At 72.1% G+C, this 21687-nt stretch carries 21 protein-coding genes; 5 read left to right on the top strand and 16 right to left on the bottom strand.

The annotated features are described in order from the left end of the window. Positions 1-54: 54 nt before the first annotated feature. Positions 55-2310: a phosphoribosylformylglycinamidine synthase subunit PurL gene (gene purL / locus QMC84_RS19605; protein ID WP_300377752.1), complete on the bottom strand. Its 2256-nt coding sequence runs from the start codon at positions 2308-2310 to the stop codon at positions 55-57. A 229-nt stretch (positions 2311-2539) separates the two neighbouring features. Further along, complete coding sequence (locus QMC84_RS19600) at positions 2540-3088, bottom strand: TetR/AcrR family transcriptional regulator (RefSeq protein WP_300377748.1); 549 nt, start codon at positions 3086-3088, stop codon at positions 2540-2542. A gap of 130 nt (positions 3089-3218) precedes the next feature. Between QMC84_RS19600 and QMC84_RS19595 the strand changes: the two genes are divergently transcribed. After that, entirely contained in the window at positions 3219-4676 is a 1458-nt protein-coding gene (locus QMC84_RS19595) for an MFS transporter (protein WP_300377745.1), read from the top strand. Positions 4677-4700: 24 nt separating this feature from the next. Here QMC84_RS19595 and QMC84_RS19590 read toward each other — a convergent pair whose 3' ends face one another. After that, positions 4701-4958, bottom strand: coding sequence for a hypothetical protein (locus QMC84_RS19590; protein WP_300377742.1), 258 nt, complete (start codon positions 4956-4958; stop codon positions 4701-4703). Positions 4959-5192: 234 nt separating this feature from the next. Between QMC84_RS19590 and QMC84_RS19585 the strand changes: the two genes are divergently transcribed. Further along, positions 5193-6617, top strand: coding sequence for a glycoside hydrolase domain-containing protein (locus QMC84_RS19585; protein ID WP_300377739.1), 1425 nt, complete (start codon positions 5193-5195; stop codon positions 6615-6617). 21 nt (positions 6618-6638) lie between these two features. Here the strand turns inward: QMC84_RS19585 and QMC84_RS19580 are convergent, their stop codons facing one another. From QMC84_RS19580 to purS, 3 genes are read right to left on the bottom strand one after another with little or no spacing between them, the layout of a single operon-like run. After that, positions 6639-7085: a DUF3817 domain-containing protein gene (locus QMC84_RS19580; RefSeq protein WP_300377736.1), complete on the bottom strand. Its 447-nt coding sequence runs from the start codon at positions 7083-7085 to the stop codon at positions 6639-6641. Continuing rightward, positions 7082-7750: a phosphoribosylformylglycinamidine synthase subunit PurQ gene (purQ, locus tag QMC84_RS19575; protein ID WP_300377733.1), complete on the bottom strand. Its 669-nt coding sequence runs from the start codon at positions 7748-7750 to the stop codon at positions 7082-7084. Before purQ ends, QMC84_RS19580 begins: the two co-directional genes overlap by 4 nt. Further along, on the bottom strand, positions 7747-8037 hold the full coding sequence (purS, locus tag QMC84_RS19570; RefSeq protein ID WP_300377730.1) for a phosphoribosylformylglycinamidine synthase subunit PurS: 291 nt from the start codon (positions 8035-8037) through the stop codon (positions 7747-7749). The genes purQ and purS overlap by 4 nt, the downstream gene beginning before the upstream one ends. 57 nt (positions 8038-8094) lie before the next feature. Between purS and QMC84_RS19565 the strand changes: the two genes are divergently transcribed. Continuing rightward, on the top strand, positions 8095-8592 hold the full coding sequence (locus QMC84_RS19565; protein WP_300377921.1) for a general stress protein: 498 nt from the start codon (positions 8095-8097) through the stop codon (positions 8590-8592). Between the two features lie 64 nt (positions 8593-8656). Here QMC84_RS19565 and QMC84_RS19560 read toward each other — a convergent pair whose 3' ends face one another. Genes QMC84_RS19560 through QMC84_RS19550 form a run of 3 tightly spaced genes read right to left on the bottom strand, consistent with a single transcriptional unit; the run spans position 8657 to position 11564 of the window. After that, positions 8657-10243 carry a long-chain fatty acid--CoA ligase gene (locus QMC84_RS19560; RefSeq protein WP_300377728.1) on the bottom strand — a complete coding sequence of 529 codons (1587 nt, stop codon included), beginning with the start codon at positions 10241-10243 and terminating at the stop codon, positions 8657-8659. A 26-nt stretch (positions 10244-10269) separates the two neighbouring features. Continuing rightward, a complete protein-coding gene (locus tag QMC84_RS19555) occupies positions 10270-10686 on the bottom strand; it encodes an SRPBCC family protein (RefSeq protein ID WP_300377726.1) in 417 nt (138 codons plus the stop codon). After that, complete coding sequence (locus QMC84_RS19550; protein ID WP_300377724.1) at positions 10680-11564, bottom strand: phosphoribosylaminoimidazolesuccinocarboxamide synthase; 885 nt, start codon at positions 11562-11564, stop codon at positions 10680-10682. Before QMC84_RS19550 ends, QMC84_RS19555 begins: the two co-directional genes overlap by 7 nt. A gap of 62 nt (positions 11565-11626) precedes the next feature. On the opposite strand from QMC84_RS19550, the gene QMC84_RS19545 reads away from it, so the two are divergent. Then, positions 11627-12244 carry a hypothetical protein gene (locus tag QMC84_RS19545; protein WP_300377722.1) on the top strand — a complete coding sequence of 206 codons (618 nt, stop codon included), beginning with the start codon at positions 11627-11629 and terminating at the stop codon, positions 12242-12244. Positions 12245-12251: 7 nt separating this feature from the next. On the opposite strand, the gene QMC84_RS19540 is transcribed toward QMC84_RS19545, so the two are convergent. The 5 genes from QMC84_RS19540 to QMC84_RS19520 all read right to left on the bottom strand — a co-directional run bounded on the left by QMC84_RS19540 (position 12252) and on the right by QMC84_RS19520 (position 17606). Beyond that, positions 12252-12521 carry an acylphosphatase gene (locus QMC84_RS19540; RefSeq protein WP_300377720.1) on the bottom strand — a complete coding sequence of 90 codons (270 nt, stop codon included), beginning with the start codon at positions 12519-12521 and terminating at the stop codon, positions 12252-12254. 124 nt (positions 12522-12645) lie between these two features. Next, a complete protein-coding gene (purB, locus tag QMC84_RS19535) occupies positions 12646-14064 on the bottom strand; it encodes an adenylosuccinate lyase (protein WP_300377717.1) in 1419 nt (472 codons plus the stop codon). Positions 14065-14105: 41 nt separating this feature from the next. Then, a complete protein-coding gene (gene purD / locus QMC84_RS19530; RefSeq protein WP_300377715.1) occupies positions 14106-15386 on the bottom strand; it encodes a phosphoribosylamine--glycine ligase in 1281 nt (426 codons plus the stop codon). Between the two features lie 11 nt (positions 15387-15397). Then, on the bottom strand, positions 15398-16294 hold the full coding sequence (locus QMC84_RS19525; RefSeq protein WP_300377713.1) for a catalase: 897 nt from the start codon (positions 16292-16294) through the stop codon (positions 15398-15400). Between the two features lie 13 nt (positions 16295-16307). After that, positions 16308-17606: an adenylosuccinate synthase gene (locus tag QMC84_RS19520; RefSeq protein WP_300377919.1), complete on the bottom strand. Its 1299-nt coding sequence runs from the start codon at positions 17604-17606 to the stop codon at positions 16308-16310. 119 nt (positions 17607-17725) lie between these two features. Here QMC84_RS19520 and QMC84_RS19515 point away from each other — a divergent pair, with 119 nt between their 5' ends. Further along, a complete protein-coding gene (locus QMC84_RS19515; RefSeq protein WP_300377711.1) occupies positions 17726-18637 on the top strand; it encodes a diacylglycerol kinase family protein in 912 nt (303 codons plus the stop codon). Positions 18638-19361: 724 nt separating this feature from the next. Here the strand turns inward: QMC84_RS19515 and QMC84_RS19510 are convergent. Beyond that, the gene (locus tag QMC84_RS19510; protein ID WP_300377709.1) at positions 19362-20030 is read right to left on the bottom strand and encodes a hypothetical protein; all 669 of its coding nucleotides are present in this window, start codon (positions 20028-20030) and stop codon (positions 19362-19364) included. Further along, positions 20030-21376, bottom strand: coding sequence for a hypothetical protein (locus tag QMC84_RS19505; RefSeq protein ID WP_300377707.1), 1347 nt, complete (start codon positions 21374-21376; stop codon positions 20030-20032). The genes QMC84_RS19510 and QMC84_RS19505 overlap by 1 nt, the downstream gene beginning before the upstream one ends. Positions 21377-21687: the final 311 nt, after the last annotated feature.

Raw genomic sequence — 21687 nt, 5'->3', positions numbered from 1 at the left:
CAGGTTTCCCCGGGTACCCGGGGAAACCGTCGCAGGCTGCGGCTGCGGCCACGGTCAGCCGAGGGCCGCGGGCAGGGTGGCGGTCCAGGCGGCGCGCAGGTCCTCGAGCGGCACCTCGAACTGGCCCTCGACCACGAGCGTGTCGCCGCCGGTGACCCCGAGCGCGGTCAGCTCGACCCCGTGGCTCTCGGCGAGCTCGACCAGCCGCTCGGCGTCGCCGTCGGGGACGGTCACGACGACCCGGCCCGGCGACTCGCTGAAGAGCCCGACGAACGGGTCCCCGGGGACCTCGACGGCCACGCCCACGCCGTGGCGCAGGGCGCCCTCGACGAGAGCCTGCGCGAGGCCGCCGTCGGAGAGGTCGTGCGCGGAGCTGATCAGGCCGACGGCCTCGTGGAGCAGCTCGGCGAGGGTCCGCTCGGCCTCCAGGTCGAGGAGGGGCGGCAGCCCGCCGAGGTGGCCGTGCACGACGTGGGCCCACTCGGACCCGGACAGCTCCTCGCGGGTCTCGCCGAGCAGGAAGACCCGCTCCCCGCCGGTCGACCAGGCCGACGGCGTACGCCGGGTGACGTCCTCGATCACGCCGAGCACGGCGACCACCGGGGTCGGGAGGATCGCGGTCTCGCCGGTCTGGTTGTAGAGGCTGACGTTGCCGCCGGTGACCGGGATGCCGAGCTCGAGGCAGCCGTCCTTCAGGCCTCGGCAGGCCTCGGCGAACTGCCACATCACCGCCGGGTCCTCGGGCGAGCCGAAGTTGAGGCAGTCGGAGATCGCCAGCGGTGTCGCGCCGCCGGTGGCCACGTTGCGGTAGGCCTCCGCGAGGGCGAGCTGCGCGCCGGCGTACGGGTCCAGGAGCGCGAACCGGCCGTTGCAGTCGGTCGCGACCGAGACCCCCAGGTTGCTCTCCTCGTCGACGCGGACCATGCCGCTGTCGCTGGGCTGGGCGAGCACGGTGTTGCCGCGCACGTAGCGGTCGTACTGGTCGGTGATCCACGACTTGTCGCACAGGTTGGGGCTCGCGACCAGCGTCAGCAGGGTCTTGCGCAGCTCCTCGCCGGAGCCCGGGCGCGGCAGCGACTCGGCCGCGTCGGCCTGCAGGTCGTCCTGCCAGGCCGGCCGCTGGAAGGGGCGGTGGTACGTCGGGCCGTCGTGCGCGACCGAGCGCGGCGGCACGTCGACCACGCGCTCGCCGTGCCAGTCGATCTGCAGCCGGCCGGTGTCGGTGACCTCGCCTACGACGACCGCCTCGACGTCCCACTTCGCGCAGATCGCGAGGAAGGCGTCGACGTCGCCGGGCTCGACGACCGCCATCATCCGCTCCTGCGACTCGCTCATCAGGATCTCCTCCGGCGCGAGCGTGGAGTCGCGCAGCGGGACCCGGTCCAGCTCGACGTGCATGCCGCCGTCGCCGGCACTGGCCAGCTCGGAGGTGGCGCAGGACAGTCCGGCGCCGCCGAGGTCCTGGATGCCGGCGACCAGGCCGGCGGCGAAGATCTCGAGCGTGCACTCGATGAGCAGCTTCTCCATGAACGGGTCGCCGACCTGGACGCTGGGCCGCTTCGCCGGTCCGTCCGCGTCGAACGTCTCCGACGCCAGCACCGAGACACCGCCGATGCCGTCGCCGCCCGTGCGGGCGCCGTACAGGATCACCTGGTTGCCGACGCCGGACGCCTTCGCGAGGTGCAGGTCCTCGTGGCGCAGCACGCCCACGCAGAGCGCGTTGACCAGCGGGTTGCCCAGGTAGGTCTCGTCGAAGACCGCCTCGCCGCCGATGTTCGGGAGGCCCAGGCAGTTGCCGTAGCCGCCCACGCCGGCGACGATCCCGGGCAGCACCCGGTGGGTGTCCTCGGCGTCGAGCGGACCGAAGCGCAGCGGGTCCATCACCGCGACCGGACGTGCCCCCATGGCCAGGATGTCGCGGACGATGCCGCCGACGCCGGTCGCCGCGCCCTGGTAGGGCTCGACGTACGACGGGTGGTTGTGCGACTCGATCTTGAACGTGACGGCGTAGCCGTGGCCGATGTCGACCACGCCGGCGTTCTCGCCGATGCCGGCGAGCAGGCGGCCGGTGGGCGCCTCCTGCCGCGCCAGGACGTCCGCGAGCTCGGAGAACTGCTTGAGGTGGACCTTGGAGCTCTTGTAGGAGCAGTGCTCGCTCCACATCACCGAGTACATCGCGAGCTCGGAGCTGGTCGGCCGGCGGCCGAGGATCTCGCGGATCCGGGCGTACTCGTCCGACTTGAGGCCGAGGTCGGCCCACGGCTGGTCGTGGTGGGGGTCCTCGGCGGCGACGGCGACGGTGTCGAGCACGGCGTCAATCTACCGGCGCACGACGGCGCGACCACATCCGCCCGCGAGCCGGACCGTCGGAGGGCCACCCGGCGGGGCTCGGTGGGCCAATACCTGCACTGGTGGGCCGAAGTTTCGCCCTAGGAGTACTGGTTTCCCCGGGTACCCGGGGAAACCGACGCCCGGCGCCCCGGGTCTCCCCACGCTCCGTCGCTGCTCGGCCACCGACGAAGTGGTCCGCTGGCGCGTGCTACCTCAGCAGCCCGTCGGCGACGACCGCGAGCATCGGGCGGACGGCGTCGGGGTCGAGGTCGCCCTGGTCGGCGACGGTCGCGACGCCTCCGACCAGGCGGCACACCTGGAGGGTCTCGACGCCGTCGCGGATGGCGCCGTCCTCGCGGAGGTGCTCGATCACCCGGTCGTTGGCCCGGGCCAGGACCTGGCACTTGGTCATGATCGGCGAGTCGGGGTCGCCCATCGCCGAGGTGATCTTCGCCGGCGCGCCACGGTGCACGCTGATCAGCCGGACATACTCCTCGAACCAGCCGAGCAGCAGCTCGCGGTCGGAGCCCTCGTGGGTCAGCGCCTTGGCGACGGCCTCGTTGACCCGGTCCACCCAGGACTGCATGACCGCGTCGAGCAGGTTCTCCCGCTTCGGGAAGTGCCGGTAGAGCGTGCCCGGCCCGACCCCCGCGCGCTTCGCGATCTCGTCGAGGGAGGCGTCGTACCCCTGCTCGCGGAAGACCTCCCGGGCGACCTCGACGATCCGGTCGTAGTTGCGCCTGGCGTCGGCACGCACGGAGATCTCACCCCAATCGAAGAAAGGCCTTGCTAACCGGAGACTGTCTCCGTATCGTGGTGCAGGAAGCGGAGTCATCCTCCGGATCTACTGTACCGCGGCCCGCCGGGCCAGAACAGGACCTCACCTCATGTCCCGTGACACCCTCCCCACCGACCTCCCGCCGAACGCGGGACGGGCGGCCACCGGCATCGCGATCGTGCTGGTCGCCCAGCTCATGCTCGTCCTCGACGCGACGGTCGTGAACGTCGCGCTGCCCCGCATCGACGCCGACCTGGGCTTCGGCCCGGCGTCGCTGTCGTGGATCCTCAACGCCTACACGCTCGCCTTCGGCGGCCTGCTGCTCCTGGGCGGCCGGCTCGGTGACGTCTTCGGCCGGCTCAAGGTCTTCGAGGCCGGGCTCGCCGTGTTCACCCTCGGCTCGGCGCTCGGCGGTCTCGCCCAGACGCCCGGGCAGCTGATCGCGGCGCGCACCCTCCAGGGCGTCGGCGCCGCGCTCGCCGCCCCGAGCGTGCTCGCCCTGCTCACCACGAGCGCTCCCGACGAGGCCGCGCGCCACCGCGCCTTCGCGCTGTTCGGCGCGGTGTCCTCCGGCGGTGCCTCGATCGGGCTGCTGCTCGGCGGCCTGCTCACCGACGTCGGGTCGTGGCGCTGGACGCTGTTCATCAACGTCCCGCTCGGGATCGCCGTGCTCCTGCTCGCGCCGCGGTACGTCGACGAGACCCGCCGCCGCCCCGGCCGCTTCGACGTGGTCGGGGCGCTGAGCGCGACCTTCGGCGCGGTGTCCCTCGTCTGGGCGCTGATCGGCACCCCCGAGCACGGCTGGACCGCGGCGCGCACCCTCGGCGGCTTCGCGATCGGCGTCGCCCTGCTGGCCCTGCTGGCCCGCACCGAGGTGCGCCACCCGCACCCGATGGTGCAGCCGGCTCTCGTGCGCAACCGGCCCCGGGTTGCCGCGCTCGCCGTGATGGCACTGATGATCGGCGCGAACCTGTCGATGTTCTTCCTGGTCGTGCAGTACGTCCAGGGCGTGCTCGGCTTCGGCCCGCTGATGGCCGGCGTCGCGTTCCTGCCGTTCAGCCTCGGCATCTTCGCGATGTCGCGGGTCACGCCCGAGCTGCTGGTCCGGTTCGGCGCCCGGACGATGATCCTCGTCGGCAGCGCCGCGCTGGCCGCCGGCTACGCGTGGCTGAGCACGATCGGCACCACCGACAGCTACCTCGCGGCGGTGTTCGGGCCGATGGTGATCGCCGGTCTCGCCACCGGGCTGGTGTTCATGCCGATCACCGCGACCGTGCTCGGTGGCGTCGAGCCCGAGCACGCCGGGTCCGCCTCCGGCCTGCTGCAGACCACCCAGCAGCTCGGCAGCGCCGTCGGGGTGGCCGCGATCGTGTCGGTCTACGCCGCGGGCGCCGTACCCGGCGAGCTGGTCCCGGGCCTGCAGCCGGCCTTCCTCACCTCGGCGGCGTTCGCCGCGCTGGCGACCGTCGTGGCCCTGGTCGGGCTGCCCGTGCGGGCGCCGCGGCCGGTCGGGCTCCCCGACGAGCAGGTCGAGCAGGTCGAGGCGGTGGCCGCCGAGGCGGCCTGACCGCGGTACGACGGCTCGGCAGGCTCAGCCGGCCCTCGCCCAGGCGGGGGCCGGCTGAGCCGTCTCCTGGGCCGTCTCCTGGGCCGCCGCCCGGGCGTCGGCGAGGGTCGGCACGTGCACCGGGGTCCAGTGCCGGCCGTCCCACCACCAGTGGCCGTCCGCGCTCGCCTGCGGCACCCCGCCCATCGCCGGGTCGCCGTGGAAGTGCGGGACCAGGCCCAGGCAGGGCGGCGTGGTCCAGGTGGTGTCCCCCCCGGTCCAGGTCGTCTCGGCATCGCCCATGATCGTTCCCCCTTCGATCGAGCCATCGGCACGAGCACTCCCAGCCTGAGCCGATCGCGCGGACGGCGCCGCCGCTTGCGCGAACCTTGCGCCCGGCGGCCCGGAACTCCAGGTCGGTAGTTCGTCGAAGGCTGTGACGGGTGTGACCTCTGAGGTTATGGTTGCTGGACCTCGACGGGAGGCAGCCCGACTTCCACCCGCTACCTCTCCTGCCTTCGACTTGGAGCTCCCGCCATGTCTCGCCCCTCCCCCCGGACCCCTCGCACCCTGCTGCGGCGCGCACTCGTCGCCGCCACCGGCGGCCTGCTCGCGGTGACGACGGTCGCCGCCCTCGGCCCCGGCGGTCCGGCCGACGCCGCCGGCACCGCCTCCGCCGCGGCCGTCGGCAAGCGGGCCGCCAACCCGGTCACACCGGGCGACTTCACCGGCTTCGGCTTCGACCAGTGCCACACCCCCGACCAGCGCAAGATGAACCACTGGCTGCAGAGCTCGCCGTTCTTCGCGGTCGGCATCTACGTCTCGGGCGACTCCCGCGCCTGCCGTGAGCAGCCGAACCTGACCCCCACCTGGGTCAGCCGCCAGCTCGCGAAGGGCTGGCGGCTGCTGCCGATCACGCTCGGCCCGCAGGCCTCCTGCCAGCCGCGGTTCCCGCGGTACGGCGACGACGCGACGATCATCCCGCGACCGGGCGCCAACGGCGGGTACAGCAAGGCCAAGCAGCAGGGCAAGGCCGAGGCGATCAAGAGCGTGGGCGCCGCCTCGGACCTCGGCATCGCGCCGGGCAGCACGCTCTGGTACGACCTCGAGGGCTTCGACCTGCGCAACACCAGGTGCCGCGAGTCCGCGCTGGCCTTCCTCAGCGGCTGGACCTGGCAGATCCACCGGCTCGGGTACCTCTCCGGGGTGTACTCGAGCGCCGGGTCCGGCATCAAGATGCTCGACGACGCCCGGGTCAACCGGCCCGACCAGGTCGTGCTGCCCGACCAGATCTGGCTGGCCCGCTGGGACGGCAAGGCCAACACGTCCTCGTCGTACATCCGCGAGGACGGCTGGCGTCCGCACGCGCGGATCAAGCAGTACCAGGGCGGTCACGACGAGACCTGGGGCGGCGTGACGATCAACATCGACCGCAACTTCCTCGACGTCGGCCAGGGCTCGGTGGCCGTTCCCGAGACCCACTGCGGCGGCGTGAAGATCGGCTTCGGGCTCTACCCGACGCTCCAGCCGGCGAGCACCGGCACCACCCCGCCCCCCGCGAAGGTGAAGGCGCTGCAGTGCCTCCTGCAGGAGCAGGGCCTGTACGCCGGCAAGGTCAGCGGCTTCTACACCACCCGCACCGTGAAGGCGGCCAACGCCTGGCAGGCCCAGGTCGGACTGGCCGTCTCGTCGACCTGGTCGCGCCGCAACTGGGTGTCCCTGCTGAGTGCCGGCGAGCGCACCGTGGTCAAGTTCGGGTCGGTGGGCCCGGCGGTGCGTCGCGTCCAGCGGACGCTCAACGCCGTCACCGACCGCGAGGTCCCGGTCAAGGCGACCGGCGTCTTCGACGAGCGCACCACGAGCGCGCTCAAGGCCTGGCAGAAGTTCGTGAGGCTCGACGTCACCGGCGTCGCCGGCAACCAGACCTGGAGGGCGCTCAACTCCGCCCGGGTGCGCAGCTGAGCCGGATCGGCCCCGGCGGCGTCAGCCGGCAGGCGGTCCGACGAGCAGCGCGACCCCGGTGAGGACGCCGACGGCGACCACGCCCGCGAGCGCGCCGTGGAGCGGGTTGCGCAGCAGCCAGCCGACCAGCCGGTCGACGCGACCGGTCGGCGCGGAGGTCGTGAGCCGCCAGGCGGTGCCGAGGCCACCGCGGCGCTCGGCGTACCGGTCGAACGGCACGGTCGCGAACGGCGGCACCGCGGCGGCGAGGCCGAGCAGCAGCCGGCCGCGGCTCCAGCGCTGGTCGACGGCGACCAGGACCGCGGTGAGGCAGTAGGAGATGAAGACGACGCCGTGGATCATCCCGAAGACGCGGACGCCGAGCTCGGTGGTCTCGGTGACGTACTTGAGGAACATGCCGGCGAGGAGCAGCGCCCAGGTCACCGCCTCGGCGATCGCCACCCGGCGGAAGGCCAGCTGCGGGCTCACGCGAGGACCCGCTCGGCGAGGCTGACGAAGAATCCGAGCCCGTCGGTGCCCGGGCCGGTGAGGTCCTCGACGGCGTGCTCGGGGTGCGGCATCAGGCCGACCACGTTGCCGCGCTCGTTGGTGACGCCGGCGATGTCGCGCAGCGACCCGTTCGGGTTGCCGTCGAGGTAGCGCGCCACGACCCGGCCCTCGCCCTCGATCCGGTCGAGGGTCTCCGCGTCGGCGACGAACCCGCCCTCGCCGTTCTTCAGCGGGACGGTGATCTCGGCGCCGGGGGCGTACGCCGCGGTCCAGGGCGTGTCGGTGTCCTCGATGCGCAGCCGCTGGTCGCGGCAGACGAACCTGCGGTGGTCGTTGCGGATCAGCGCGCCCGGCAGCAGGTGGGACTCGCACAGGATCTGGAAGCCGTTGCAGATGCCGAGGACCGGCATCCCCCGCCCGGCGGCCTCGACCACCTCGGTCATCACCGGGGAGAACCGCGAGATGGCGCCGCAGCGCAGGTAGTCGCCGTACGAGAAGCCGCCCGGCAGGATCACCGCGTCCACACCGCGCAGGTCGTGGTCGCCGTGCCAGAGCGCGAGCGCCTCGTGGCCGGCGACCCGGACCGCGCGCTGCGCGTCGACGTCGTCCAGCGAGCCCGGGAAGGTGACGACCCCGACCTTCACGAGCGCGACTCGGCGGGGTCGACCACCGACACGGCGGCGGGCACGGTCTCGATCGCCACCGTGAAGTCCTCGATCACCGGGTTGGACAGCAGCGTGGCGGCCATCTGGCGCACCTGCTCGAGCACCTCCGCGGTGATCTCGCCGTCGACCTCGAGCTCGAACCGCTTGCCCTGGCGGACGTCGGTGACGCCGCTGAAGCCCAGGCGCGGCAGCGCGCCGAGGACGGCCTTGCCCTGGGGATCGAGGATCTCGGGCTTGGGCATGACATCGACGACTACGCGCGGCACGCGGCACAGTCTAGGTGGTCCCGGCACGGGGTCCGCGCCAGACTGGACGGCATGAGCATGCCCACCGGAGTCCCGGGTCCCTCCCCGCTGAAGCTGGAGTTCCCCCAGTCCCTCGCCGTCTACGACGACTACGCCACCGCCCAGAAGACGGTCGACTTCCTCTCCGACCAGCACTTCCCCGTGCAGCACCTGATGATCGTCGGCACCGATCTCAAGCGGGTCGAGCGGATCACCGGGCGACTCACCACCGGCCGGGTCGCACTCGGCGGGGTCCTGTCCGGCATCTGGCTCGGCCTGTTCGTGGGGCTGGTCTTCGCGATCTTCGTCGACGAGAACGCGCTGGCGATGATCGTCTCCACGATGCTGTTCGGCGCGGTCTTCGGGCTGGTCTGGGCGCTGCTCGGCTACGCCCTGACCCGCGGCCGGCGGGACTTCTCCTCGGTCACCCAGGTCGTCGCGACCAAGTACGAGGTGCTCGTCGAGCACAAGGTCGCCGGCCAGGCCCGCGAGCTGCTGGCCGGGCTGCCTGGCGCCCTGCCGAACCCGTTCGCGTAGCCGGGCGGTCGCCGAGTTTCATCGGCCGGCCGATGAAACTCCTCCGGGGGCCGCCGCGTCCCGATCAGCTCAGCTCGCGCTTGAGGATCTTGCCGGTGGAGGTCATCGGCAGCGAGGTGACGAACTCGACCTGGCGCGGGTACTTGTAGTTGGCCATCTGCTCCTTGGACCAGGCGATCAGGTCCGCCTCGGTCAGGTCGGAGCCGTCCTTGCGGATCACCACGGCCTTGATCTCCTCGCCGTGGCTCTCGTCGGGTACGCCGATCACCGCGGCCAGCGAGACGCCCGGGTGGGTCATCAGGACCTCCTCGATCTCGCGCGGGTACACGTTGTAGCCACCGCGGATGATCATGTCCTTGGACCGGTCGACGATGTAGTACCAGCCGTCCTCGTCGCGGCGGGCCAGGTCGCCGGAGCGGAACCAGCCGTCGCGGATGACCTCGGCGGTGGCGTCGGGCCGGTTGAAGTAGCCCCTCATCACGTTGTGCCCCTTGATCGCGATCTCGCCGATCTCGCCGGCGCCCTCGACCTCGGTCCAGTCCCCACCCGCGTCAGGGGGAGCGATCAGCTTCATCTCCGCGCCCGGGACCGGCACGCCGATCGAGCCCGGGCGAGCGGGCTCGCCGTACTTCGAGAAGCTCGCGACCGGCGAGGTCTCCGACAGGCCGTAGCCCTCGAGGATCGTGACCCCGAACCGCTTCTCGAACTCCTTGTGCACCTCGACCGGGAGGGCCGAGCCGCCGGACACCGCGACCCTCAGGTTGTCGGCCAGCGCGGACACGTCGACCCCGTCCTCGAGCGCGCCGAGCAGCCCCCAGTACATCGTCGGCACGCCCGCGAAGAACGTGATCCGCTCCTTGAGCATCAGGTCGAGCGCCGCGTGCGGCTCGAAGCGGGGCAGCATCACGACGGTGCCGCCGTACGCGAACGCGCCGTTCTGGCTGACGGTCTGGCCGAAGGAGTGGAACAGCGGCAGCACGCACAGGTAGGTGTCGGGCTTCTCGGGATCGGCCCCGAACAGCGGCTCGCCGAGCAGCGCGTTGTCGCGCATGTTGCGGTGCCGCAGCTCGGCGCCCTTCGGCTGCCCGGTGGTCCCGGAGGTGTAGAGGATCACCGCGGTGTCGTCCTCGTCGGTGGCGACGCTGTCGAAGGTCCCCGGCTGGCCGGCCATCGCCTGGGCCATCGTCTCCACCGGATTCTCGGGGGTGCCGTCGATCGGCGAGGGTGCGCCGAGGTCGGCGGTGATCACGAAGAAGTGCTCACAGTCCGGGGTGTCGGTGAAGCCGGCGTACCCGGCCTCGCCGATCGGCAGCTCGGGCGTGCCCTGGAAGCAGAAGTACGCCTTCGCCTCGGAGTCGGCGAGGTGGTAGGCCACCTCGCGGCCCTTGAGCAGCACGTTGAGCGGGACGACGGTGGCGCCGGCCTTGAGGATGCCGAAGTAGACGACCGTGAAGTAGGGCAGGTTGGGGCACGACAGCGCGACCTTGTCACCCGGCCGGATGCCGCGCGACACCAGCAGGTTGGCGACCATGTTCGCGAACGAGTCGACCTCGGCGTAGGTGAGCCGGGTGTCGTTCAGCACGATCGCCGTGCGGTCCGGGTGGGTGGCGGCGCTGCCCTCGAGCAGGGTCGCCAGGTTGTACGTCGTCACGTGCGTCGCCTCCATCGCTGCGGTCTCTACCAGGGCCGTGAGGTCAACCTACTCGCCGCTCGGCGCAGGTCGGCCCCGACCGCACGGGGAGCGAGCGCGCCCAGGACCCGCGCCGGCAGCGCCGCCGCGCCCCGACCGGTGACGCTCATCGTGGCGGTCACCTCGCACCCGCCGGGGGCCTCGGCGAAGTCCAGGGTGAGGACGGCGGTGAGGCCGTGCCAGGTGCCTCGCTCGGACCAGCGCCGCGGCCGGTCCAGCTCGGTGGTCTCCATCCGCGGCCGGAAGCCGGGGCGGGTGACGTCCACCCAGGTCTGGCCGACCTGTACCTGGCCGTCGACGTGCTCGACCCGGGCCAGGCTCGACTGCCACTCGGGCCGGTGTCGCGGGTCCACGAGGTAGTCGAAGGCGACCTCCCGGGGCACCGCGAAGGCGACGACTACCACCGCTCGCCGGTGAGCAGCTCGTAGGCCTCGACGTACCGGCTACGGGTCCGCTCGACGACCTCGGCCGGCAGCGGCGGCGGGGCCTCGCCGGAGGATCGGTCCCACCCGGACTCCGGGGAGAGCGCCCAGTTGCGCACGATCTGCTTGTCGTACGACGGCTGCGCGTGGCCGGGCTCCCACTCGGCGGCGGGCCAGAAGCGCGAGGAGTCCGGCGTGAGCACCTCGTCCGCGAGCACGGTCGTGCCGTCGGGCCGGGCGCCGAACTCCAGCTTGGTGTCGGCGAGGACGATGCCGCGCTCGCGGGCGATCGTCTCCGCGCGGGCGTACACGCGCAGCGTCAGGTCGCGGAGCTCGGCCGCTCGCTCGGACCCGATGGTGCCCGCGACCGCGTCGTACGAGACGTTCTCGTCGTGCTCGCCGAGCTCGGCCTTCGTGGCCGGGGTGAAGATCGGCTCCGGCAGCCGGCTGCCGTCCACCAGCCCGGCCGGGAGCGCGATGCCGCAGACCGCGCCGGACGCCCGGTAGTCGACCAGCCCGGAGCCGGTGAGGTAGCCGCGGGCGACGCACTCGACCGGGTACATGTCGAGCCGCTCGCACACCACGGCCCGGCCCCGGACCTGCTCGGGGACGTCGGTGGAGAGGACGTGGTTGGGCACCAGGTCGGCGAGCCGGTCGAACCACCAGAGCGACATCCGGGTCAGGATCTCGCCCTTGTCGGGGATCGTCGTGTCCAGCACGAAGTCGAAGATCGAGATCCGGTCGCTGGCGACCATCAGCAGCTCGCCGCCCGGCAGCTCGTAGAGGTCGCGGACCTTGCCGGAGTGGAGGTGGGTGGCGTTCGGGATCGCCGGCGCGGTCGGGATGTTGAGGTCGGGCACGGGCCCACTCTAGGAGGAGCCGAGGGCGGCTCGGCCCGGGAGCGTCTGAGACAGTGTCCGGTATGCCGGAGTCCGCTGAAGAGGTGTACGCCAGGGTCGTGGCGGCGGTCGGGGCCGAGGGTCGGCTGCCGACGCCGCCGAGCGCCGAGTGGGACGTCTTCCCCTGGGAGGCCGTCGACGGGGCCGTCGTACCGAAGGTGCTGCCACCACCCGCCGAGGAGCAGCCGCGGGTCGGCGAGGACGGCGGCCGGCCGTGCGCCGCGTGTGCCGGCTTCGAGGCCGACCGCGTCGTCTGGGAGGACGACGACTGGATCCTCACCCGGGACGCGAAGCCGTCCGGGATGCCGCTGGTGCTGACGCTGTGGACCCGCGAGCACCTGGACTTCGGCGACCTGGACGACGAGCTCTCCTCCCAGTTCGGCCGGATCTCCAACCGCGTGGTCCGCATCGTCCAGGGGCTCCCCCACATCGGTCGCGTGCACGTGAACCGCTGGGGCGACGGCGGCTCCCATTGCCACGTGTGGTTCTTCGCCCGCACCCTGGGCCAGCCGAGCATCCTGGGCTCCTACGCCGTCGAGTGGGACGACATCCTGCCGCCGGTGCCCGAGGACGTGTGGCGCGCCGACCTGAGCGCGGTCGCCGCCAAGCTCGCCAACTGGGGCGGTACGGCGCGCGCCTGACGCGGGGTCACCGGACCCCGAACGACGTGAGCCCCTCGTCGGGCCCGTCGCGTACGTCGACCCTCTCGACGTGGGCGAGCCGCGGGCCGTCGTGGCACCACCGCACGAAGCCGTCCACCGCGCCGGGAGCGCCCTCGACGTGGGCCGCCACCGTCCCGTCGGGCTCGTTGCGGACCCAGCCAGCGACCCCCAGGCGGTCCGCCTCGCGCTCGGCGTAGTAGCGGAACGAGACGCCCTGCACCCGGCCGGTGACGGTCACGTCGACGGCACTGCGCATGGCGCCATCATCGCCCATGGCACTGCGCTCCCTGCGCCAGCCGACGTCGAGGCGCTGCGCGCGGGCGCTCCGGCCGGGGTGTGGCCGAGACCGTCACCTGGGGCCGGCAGCCCGCAGCGCCCGACTAGAGGATGTCGCCGGGGCCGTACGCGGCGGCCGCGGGGTGCCGGTCGGTCACCTCGGCGATCCGGCGGACGACGGCCTGCACCTGCGCGACGGCCGCGCCGGTGAACGTGATCGGCTCGGCCACCAGGGACGCGAGCTGGTCGGCGGTCAGGCCCAGCCGGGTGTCGGCGGCGAGGCGGGCGAAGACGTCGTTCTCGGCCTGGCCGCGGCGCAGGTCGAGCGCGGTGCCGACCGCCGCCTCCTTGATCGCCTCGTGGGCGACCTCCCGGCCCACCCCGTTGCGGACCGCGGCCATCAGCACCTTGGTGGTGGCGAGGAACGGCAGGTAGCGGTCCAGCTCGCGCTGGATCACCGCGGGGAAGGCGCCGAACTCGTCGAGGATCGTCAGGAACGTCTCGAACAGCCCGTCGGCGGCGAAGAACGCGTCCGGCAGGGCGACCCGGCGTACGACGGAGTCGGAGACGTCGCCCTCGTTCCACTGGTCGCCGGCGAGCTCGCTGACCATCGAGAGGTGGCCGCGCAGCACGACGGAGAGCCCGTTGACCCGCTCGGCCGAGCGGCTGTTCATCTTGTGCGGCATCGCCGAGGAGCCGACCTGGCCCTCCTTGAAGCCCTCGGTCACCAGCTCGTTGCCGGCCATCAGCCGGGTCGTGGTCGCGAGGTTCGACGGGCCGGACACCAGCTGGACGAGCGCACTGACGACGTCGAGGTCAAGGCTGCGCGGGTAGACCTGCCCGACGCTGGTCAGCACCCGCTCGAAGCCCAGGTGCGCCGCGACCCGCTGCTCGAGCTCGGCGAGCCTGCCGGCGTCGCCGTCGAGCAGGTCGAGCATGTCCTGCGCGGTCCCCATCGGGCCCTTGATGCCGCGCAGCGGGTAGCGCACCAGCAGGTCCTCGACCCGCTCGAGGGCGACCAGCATCTCGTCGGCGACCGTCGCGAACCGCTTCCCGAGCGTGGTCGCCTGCGCGGCGACGTTGTGGCTGCGTCCGGCCATCACGGTCGCCTCGTGCTCGGCGGCCAGCCGGCCGAGCCGGGCGAGCGCGGCGACGGCCCGGTCGCGGACCAGCGCCAGGCTCTGCCTGACCTGCAGCTGCTCGACGTTCTCGGTGAGGTCGCGCGAGGTCATGCCCTTGTGGATGTGCTCGTGGCCCGCGAGCGCCGAGAACTCCTCGATCCGCGCCTTCACGTCGTGGCGGGTGACCCGCTCCCGGGCCGCGATCGACTCGAGGTCGACCTCCTCCACGACCTCCCGGTACGCCTCGACCACCCCGTCGGGGATCGGGATGCCGAGGTCGCGCTGCGCCTCCAGGACCGCGATCCACAGCTGCCGCTCCAGCACGATCTTGTGCTCGGGGGACCAGATGCGGGCGAGCTCGGCGGAGGCGTAGCGGGTGGCCAGGACGTTGGGGACGGTCACGGGTGGTGATTCTCCCACGCCCGCCGCCCGCCCTTGGCGGGTCAACGCAGGGACCCGCCCTCGACCACCCCGAGCGGCTCGGCCGCGATGTCGGAGCGCCGCTGCAGGCCGGGGAACGAGACGAGGTCGGCGGCGGCGTACGCCGTACGACGCGCCTCGGCGACGTCGGCCCCGACCGCGCGGACGGCCAGCACCCGGCCGCCGGCGGTGACCAGGTCGCCGTCGCGGACCGCGGTGCCGGCGTGGATGACGTCCACCCCGTCCTGCTGCTCGGCCAGGTCGACGCCGGTGATCACGTCGCCCGCCGAGGAGGACTCGGGGTAGCCGGCGGAGGCGAGCACCACCGTCACCGCGGCACCGTCGCGGAAGACCGGAGCGGGCACCTCGGAGAGCCGTCCCGCGGCCGCGGCGGCGAGCAGCTGGCCCAGCGGGGACTCGAGCACCGACAGCACCGGCTGGATGTCCGGGTCGCCGAACCGGACGTTGAACTCGATGACCCGCGGCCCACCGGGCGTCAGCGCGAGGCCGACGTACAGGCAGCCGACGAACGGCGAGCCGCGGCGGGCCATCTCGTCCAGGGTCGGCCGGACGACGGTCGCGAGGACGACCTCGGCCAGGTCGGGCTGCGCCCAGGTCAGCGGGGTGTAGGAGCCCATGCCGCCGGTGTTGGGCCCGCGACCGCCGTCGAAGATCCGCTTGAAGTCCTGCGCGGGCTGCAGCGCATAGGCCGTCGACCCGTCGCAGATCGCGAACACCGACACCTCGGGGCCGTCCAGGAACTCCTCGACCACGACCCGGCCGCCCCCTCGTGACGTGCAGAGCGCCGCGTGCTCGAGCGCCTGGTCACGGTCCCGGGTGACGACGACCCCCTTGCCGGCGGCCAGCGCGTCGTCCTTCACCACGTACGGCGCCCGGAACCGCTCCAACGCTCCGGCGGCCTCGCCGGCGGAGGTGCAGAGCACCGAGGCAGCGGTGGGGACCCCGGCCGCGGACATCACGTCCTTCGCGAACGCCTTGGAGCCCTCGAGGCGCGCCGCCGCCTGCGACGGCCCGAAGACCGCGATGCCCCGCTCGCGCACGGCGTCCGCGACCCCGGCGACCAGCGGCGCCTCGGGTCCGACGACCACGAGATCGACGCCCAGCCGCTCGGCCAGGTCGGCGACCGCACCGCCCGACATCGGGTCCACGGCGTGGAGGGCCGCGACGGCGGCGATGCCGGGATTGCCCGGCGCGGCATGCACCTCGGTCACCGCCGGGTCGAGCGAGAGCGCCCGGGCCAGAGCGTGCTCGCGGCCGCCCGTGCCGATGACGAGTATCTTCACGGGCCGCAACCCTAGCCGCGGCGCGAGACCGACTCCGTGTAGGCCACCGGGCGGTATCGCAGGATGGGATCGTCGGAGAGCTCGACGCCGTCCACCACCCGGGTGGGGTCGAACACCACCGGGCCGGCGTCCTCCTGGTCGGGCAGCGCCTCGGCGACCACGATCCGGCCGGCGACCAGCTCGCGGGCGCCCTTCCAGACCGACGTCGCCGAGTGCGGGTCGTGCCCCTCGCCCGCGACCTGCACCCGCACCTCGTGGGTGACCGGCCCGCGGTCGAGCCGGGCCGCGATCTCCTCGAAGAGCCGGTCCGGCCCGGTGAAGCGCCGCTCGAGCCGGTCCGCCTTCGTCGCGGTGGGGACGAACGAGTAGCGGACCCAGGTGCGCCGACCCCCGGCGTCCAGCCAGCCGTACGCGTGGATGGGGTAGAACGTCGTCTCCGCGAACGTCACCGGCGACGAGATCGCCTTGCCCCGTACGCCGGCCACGATCGCCGGCACCATCCGGGGGTGCCGGGCGAGGAACAGCGGGAACGTCAGCTTGTGGACCGACGCCTCGGTCATCGCGACGAACTCCTCGGGGTCGTCGGTCGGGAACCGGGGCGACGTCTGGCCGAGCAGGTCGGTCGAGGTGCCGTCGGTGAGCCGGAACTTCACGGACATGCCCCGGATGTCGGGCTTCGGGTCCGGGACGGCGGCGTTGCCGCCGGCGTTGGACCAGCGGACCAGCACCGGCGTCGGCTCGTGGAGGTGGCGTGCGCGCCCGAGCGCGCCCGCCTCGGCCGTGGGGGTGAAGGTGCCGGCGTAGAACCGGCCCTTCGCGTGCAGGGTGCGGTGGGCGGCGGGTCCGCCGAACGCCGCCCGCAGGCGGTCGATCGCCGCCACCGGGTCGAGCGGGGTGGGGTCGGGCATGCCCCGAACGGTCTCAGATCAGGTCGTGGATGGCGATGGTCGCGTCGCGGGAGGGTCCGACGCCGACGGCCGAGATGCGGGCCCCGGACAGCGCCTCGACGGCCTTGACGTAGGCCTGGGCGTTGGCGGGGAGCTCCTCGAACGTCCGCGCGTGGGAGATGTCCTCCCACCAACCGGGGAGGTACTCGTAGATCGGGACCGCGTGGTGGAAGTCGCTCTGGTTGACCGGCATCTCGTCGTGGCGCACGCCGTTGACGTCGTACGCGACGCACACCGGCACCTGGTCCAGACCGGTGAGCACGTCGAGCTTGGTGAGCACGAAGTCGCTCACCCCGTTGACCCGGGCGGCGTAGCGCGCGATGACCGCGTCGTACCACCCGCAGCGTCGCGGCCGGCCGGTCGTGACCCCGAACTCGGCCCCGACCTTGCTCAGGTGGGCACCGAACTCGTCGAACAGCTCGGTCGGGAACGGCCCCTCGCCGACGCGGGTGGTGTAGGCCTTCACGATGCCGATCACCTGGTCCAGGCGGCGCGGCGGGATCCCCGAGCCGGTGCACGCACCGCCGGCGGTCGCCGACGAGGACGTCACGAACGGGTAGGTGCCGTGGTCGACGTCGAGCAGCGTCGCCTGCCCGGCCTCCAGGAGCACGGTCTCGCCCCGGTCGAGCGCCTCGTTGAGCAGCAGCCCGGTGTCGCAGACCATCGGCCGGAGCCGGTCGGCGAAGGCCAGCAGCTCCTCCACGGTCGCCTCGACGGTGGCCGCGCGGCGGTTGTAGATCTTGGTGAGGACCTGGTTCTTGAGGTCGAGCACGCCCTCGACCTTCTGGGTCAGGATCTTCTCGTCGAAGATGTCCTGGATCCGGAGGCCGATGCGGTTCATCTTGTCGGCGTACGTCGGGCCGATGCCGCGTCCCGTCGTGCCGATGCGCCGGGACCCCAGGAAGCGCTCGGTGACCTTGTCCAGGGTGCGGTTGTAGTCCGCGATCACGTGCGCGTTGGCGCTGATCCGGAGCCGGCTGACGTCGACACCGCGTTGCTCGAGCGCCTCCAGCTCCTCGAACAGCACGGCCAGGTCGACGACGACGCCGTTGCCGATGACGGGTGTGCAGCCGGGGGTGAGGATGCCGCTGGGCAGCAGGTGCAGGGCGTACTTCTCGGTGTGCCCGGAGGCGTCGGTGATGACGACCGTGTGCCCGGCGTTGTTGCCGCCGTTGAACTTCACGACGTAGTCGACTCTGGTGCCGAGCAGGTCGGTCGCCTTGCCCTTCCCCTCGTCACCCCACTGGGCACCGATGATGGCGATCGCGGGCATCTGCGCGCTCACTTCCACAAGAAACGAAACAGCTCCGGCACAAGTGCACCGGAGCTCTTGCGGCCACACGTTACCAAAGGGTGAGGGCCGGCCTCGACGGCTCGGATAGGGTCCGCGACGTGGACCCCCTCCTCGTGATCACCAACAGTGAGGCCGGCACCTCCGACGAGGAGTCGCTGGCAGCCGCGCTCGCGGTGCTCCGCGAGCGGGCCTCGGTCGAGGTGGCGGCCACGGCCAACCCCGGCGAGCTCGACGGCGTGCTGCACCGCGCTGGCTCGCGCCGGATCGTCGTCGCCGGCGGCGACGGCAGCCTGCACGCGGTCATCTCCGCGCTGTACCGCCGCCAGGAGCTGACGGGCGCGGTCCTCGGGCTGCTGCCGCTGGGCACCGGCAACGACTTCGCGCGCGGGACCGACATCCCGCTCGACATCGAGGAGGCCGCCCGCGTGGTGCTGCGCGACCGGCCGCGGCGCATGGACCTCGTCGTCGACGAGGTCGGCGAGATCGTGGTCAACAGCGTGCACGTGGGCGCCGGCGCCGAGGCCAGCCGCAAGGGCGCGACGTGGAAGGGCCGGCTCGGGTCGATCGGCGTCGGCCGGCTCAACCTGGGCAAGCTCGGCTACCCGATCGGGGCGGCGCTGACCGCGATCGACCCGCCGAGCGTGCGGCTGCGGGTCGAGGTCGACGGCGAGGTCGTCTGCGACCTGGCGGACCCGGTGCTGATGGTGGCGATCGGCAACGGCCCGTCCGTCGGCGGCGGCACCCACCTGACCCCGGAGGCCAGCCCGCTCGACGGGAAGGTCGACGTGATGATCTCCCGGGCCGTCGGGCCGGTGTCCCGGCTGCTGTACGGCGCGCGCCTCGGGCTGCGCACCCACCACCGGCAGGACGACAGCACCTACCTCCGAGGCACCACCGTCTCGGTCTCCGGCGGGCCGTTCTGGTGCAGTGCGGACGGCGAGATCTACGGCCCCGAGCGGCAGCGCACCTGGCGGGTCGAGCCGGGCGCGTACTCGATGCTGCTGCCCTGAGCCACCCCCGGCGTCGAGGGTCGTCGCCGCCGATGCCACCGGTGGTCGAGCAGCGAGCGCCGGCGAGGCCCCGCAAGCACGGGCAGGGCCTTACCCGACTGGTGCCGGCTGTGCTTCGGCTCGCGGTCGGCTGGTGGTTGCGGTTCTCGGCAGCTAACGGGAGAGGTCGGCGTCGGGTTGCGCTTCGCCTCCCGGGTCACTGGCCGCCACCTCGCCATGGGCCCGACGTCCTCGAAGTTCTTTCACGCTCGTCCGTCCTGACTGTTGACTTTCCGAGCACACGTCCTATGTCGCTTAGCGTGGATACGTCACGCCTGAGTTCGTTCGCCGATGGTGTACTTGTGCCGCAGTCACACGGAGCGCACCGCTACCCGCGTTGCCGGGTCGACGTACCACCGAAGGCTTGAGAAGCCCGACCACCCGAGGTGGTGGGTGAGCATCCGCTGGGTGGCTCCGTCTGCGACGCACGTCGCCCAGAGTTGTATCCCGATCATGCACATCGAGGCAGCCACGAGACTCGAAGCGACGCCGTTTCGCCGGTGGGACGGCGCCACTACCAGCCGACCAAGTTACCAAGCGCACCCCACCCCGACTGTGCTCGTTGGTGCGAGGAGCCCTCGGCTGCGCCCCGGCCGCCCGTTGTCGCCGAAGGCGCTGGGGTGGAGCACCCGTGTAGCCATCGTGCGGCGTCACCGGGGTACCAGGGAGCGCGCCGGTGAGAGCGTCAGCGGGGGCAGTCAGGCTCGGTCACCCTCGTGCCGCATAGCGTGACCCGGAGGTTGACCCGGGTCCGGTAGTGGTGCCCGGCCACATCGTAGTCGACCGTGAACCCGTCGAAAGCGGCCCCCTGGCGTCCTGCGGTCAACCCCACCATGAGCTCTACGGCAGCTTCTCCGGGTGCGCTTGTTGAGTCCTCACAGCGCGGCGGTCGGAGACCGGTGGCGCCCGCCGCGGTTTGGAGGTGACCGGCCAGCCGGTCCTGGTGTGCGTCCCCGCGGCCGCCGATCCGCGGAGGCGTCCCGTACCCGCCGATGACGGGTTCGGCGACAGGGTCGGCGTGGGACCGGATCGTGAATGACCGGACGTAGGCGTCGAAGGTCTCCGCGTTGGAGCCATGCAGCGGGGCGACCTTCGTGATGGCGACCTCGGACCCTGGCGCACACAGGAGGAGTCCGCCGGCCGTCGCGGACCAGGAGGCAGAAACCGGCGGCGCGGGGAAGACCAGTTCGGTGTTACCGGCCTTGATCGTCAGGGGGCCCGGCCCATCGCCGCCGCGGGCGCTGGGACTGATGCTGGGCAGCGTCCAGAGCCCGAACGCGGCCAGCGCCACGACAACCGTGCCGACGGCCACAGCCAGACGGTGGCGGAGCATGGCGCTGACCGCGGTCCGCATCAGTACTTCTCCTGAACCTTCCCGGCCTGCCCCGGAGAGTCGTTGTTGCCACAGACGCGCTTGTTGCCGTGCGTGACGTGGTAACGCAGTTTGCCTGAGAGGTTGTAGCTGTGCCGCGAGGTCATCTCGATACCGATGTAGCTCTTGGCCTTCACACCGTAACTCGACTCGTAGGCGTTCTCCTTCGCCTGCTCCCGCTTCCAGATGATGTCGTTGTACACGGGCTGGCAGCGGGTCCAGTTGGGGGCGCTGGAAAGGTAGTAGTAGTAGGCGGCACCTGGCTGCTTGATCGGGAACACCCAGTGGGAGTAGTAGCCGGCGACGTTGTAGCAGGTGTAGTAGCCGTAAGTGACCACCGTCCGGTAACTGCGCTTGGAGGAGTCCTTCAAGAAGTCCGCTCCCCAACCGTCCGTGGTGCTCTCGGTGCCGGACTCGCTCCACCCGCCGGACGCCGAGATCGCGCTTCCCGACGTCGTCTTCAAGGTCGAGGTGTAGGTGAGGCTGGACTCGTCGCCCCCGACGGGGTAGCCCGTGGCAATGGTCGTCTGCAGGTCGCCGCGGTAGCCGCTGATCTCCTGGCAGTTGTACGGTGCCGCCGCCGCAGCGTCGACGCTGGCGAGGCTGTCCGGAGTCGGCAGCAGCGAACCGTAGTCCGTTGAGCCGCCGTCGTCTGCAACGGACCCGGTCGGGCTCTTGATCAGCTCGAGGGGGATGCCGGTGAGCTCGCCCGTGTCCGGGATGACCGTAGAGGTGTTCATGTCGGCTTCGAGGTTGTCGCTGCCGGCGTCGGCGCCACCGAACACGGGAACCGTCGGTGCTGCCGCGGTGTTCATCGGTTGAGTGGACGGCAGCCCGGGCATCGACATCCAGCCTTCCTGGATCGGCGCGTCGGCGCGGATCCACCGGGTGAGGTCTCCGGCAAGGCTGGTGACGCGCTGTGCGGAGACGGTGTGGAACACGGCGTCTCCAGAGGCAGGGTCATGCCCCTCGATCATAAAGTCGACCTGGCCGTCGGATGCGACGAACTTCGCGGGGACGCTGGCCGGGTCGAGCGAAACCCACCAGGTGTCGCCGGAGATGTGCACGCCATCTACGGGGACCGGGTACAGCTCGAACGAGCCCCCTTCGGGCAACTCGCGCCAGTCGCCTTCCTTGATGGAGACGTGCAAGGTGCCGGCGGGCAGCCGCCCGCCCGTGAACACGCCGGAGAGGGCAGCATCGTCGAGAAGGCCCTGCACGGAAGCGTTGGCGGGCGCCACGGTGGCCGGGCCTACCGTGGTCGCGAAGAGGCCAGAGACTGCGACGCCCAGGGCGAGAGCGGCGCCGGCGGCGGGTGAACGTTTCACAGGTACCCCTTGTGGGCGAGGTGAGGATGGTGCCGCCCCAACGTCCGGTCAGTGACACTCGTTACGTTCCCCTGGCAACTGGTCCAGGCCAGTCTCGTCGAGCGCGGGAGAACGCCGTCGCCGCGGAACCTCGCATCGCGCGCTGTCACCCATGAGGATGCCCTTCGCCCCGAGCGGCCCAGAGGCGGTTGACGGACCGGCGAGCACCAACAACGCCGACGCCTCGCTCTGGTCGATGGACCCCGCCGAGACCGCACAGACCTTGACCCACCTGACCCAGGTCGCCGCCCGGGTCGCCGAGCTCGAGGCCC

The organism is Nocardioides sp. (assembly GCF_030019515.1).
GTDB lineage: Bacteria > Actinomycetota > Actinomycetes > Propionibacteriales > Nocardioidaceae > Nocardioides.
The sequence above is the reverse complement of the archived record's forward strand: the minus strand, read 5'-3'. Positions and strand labels throughout refer to the sequence as shown.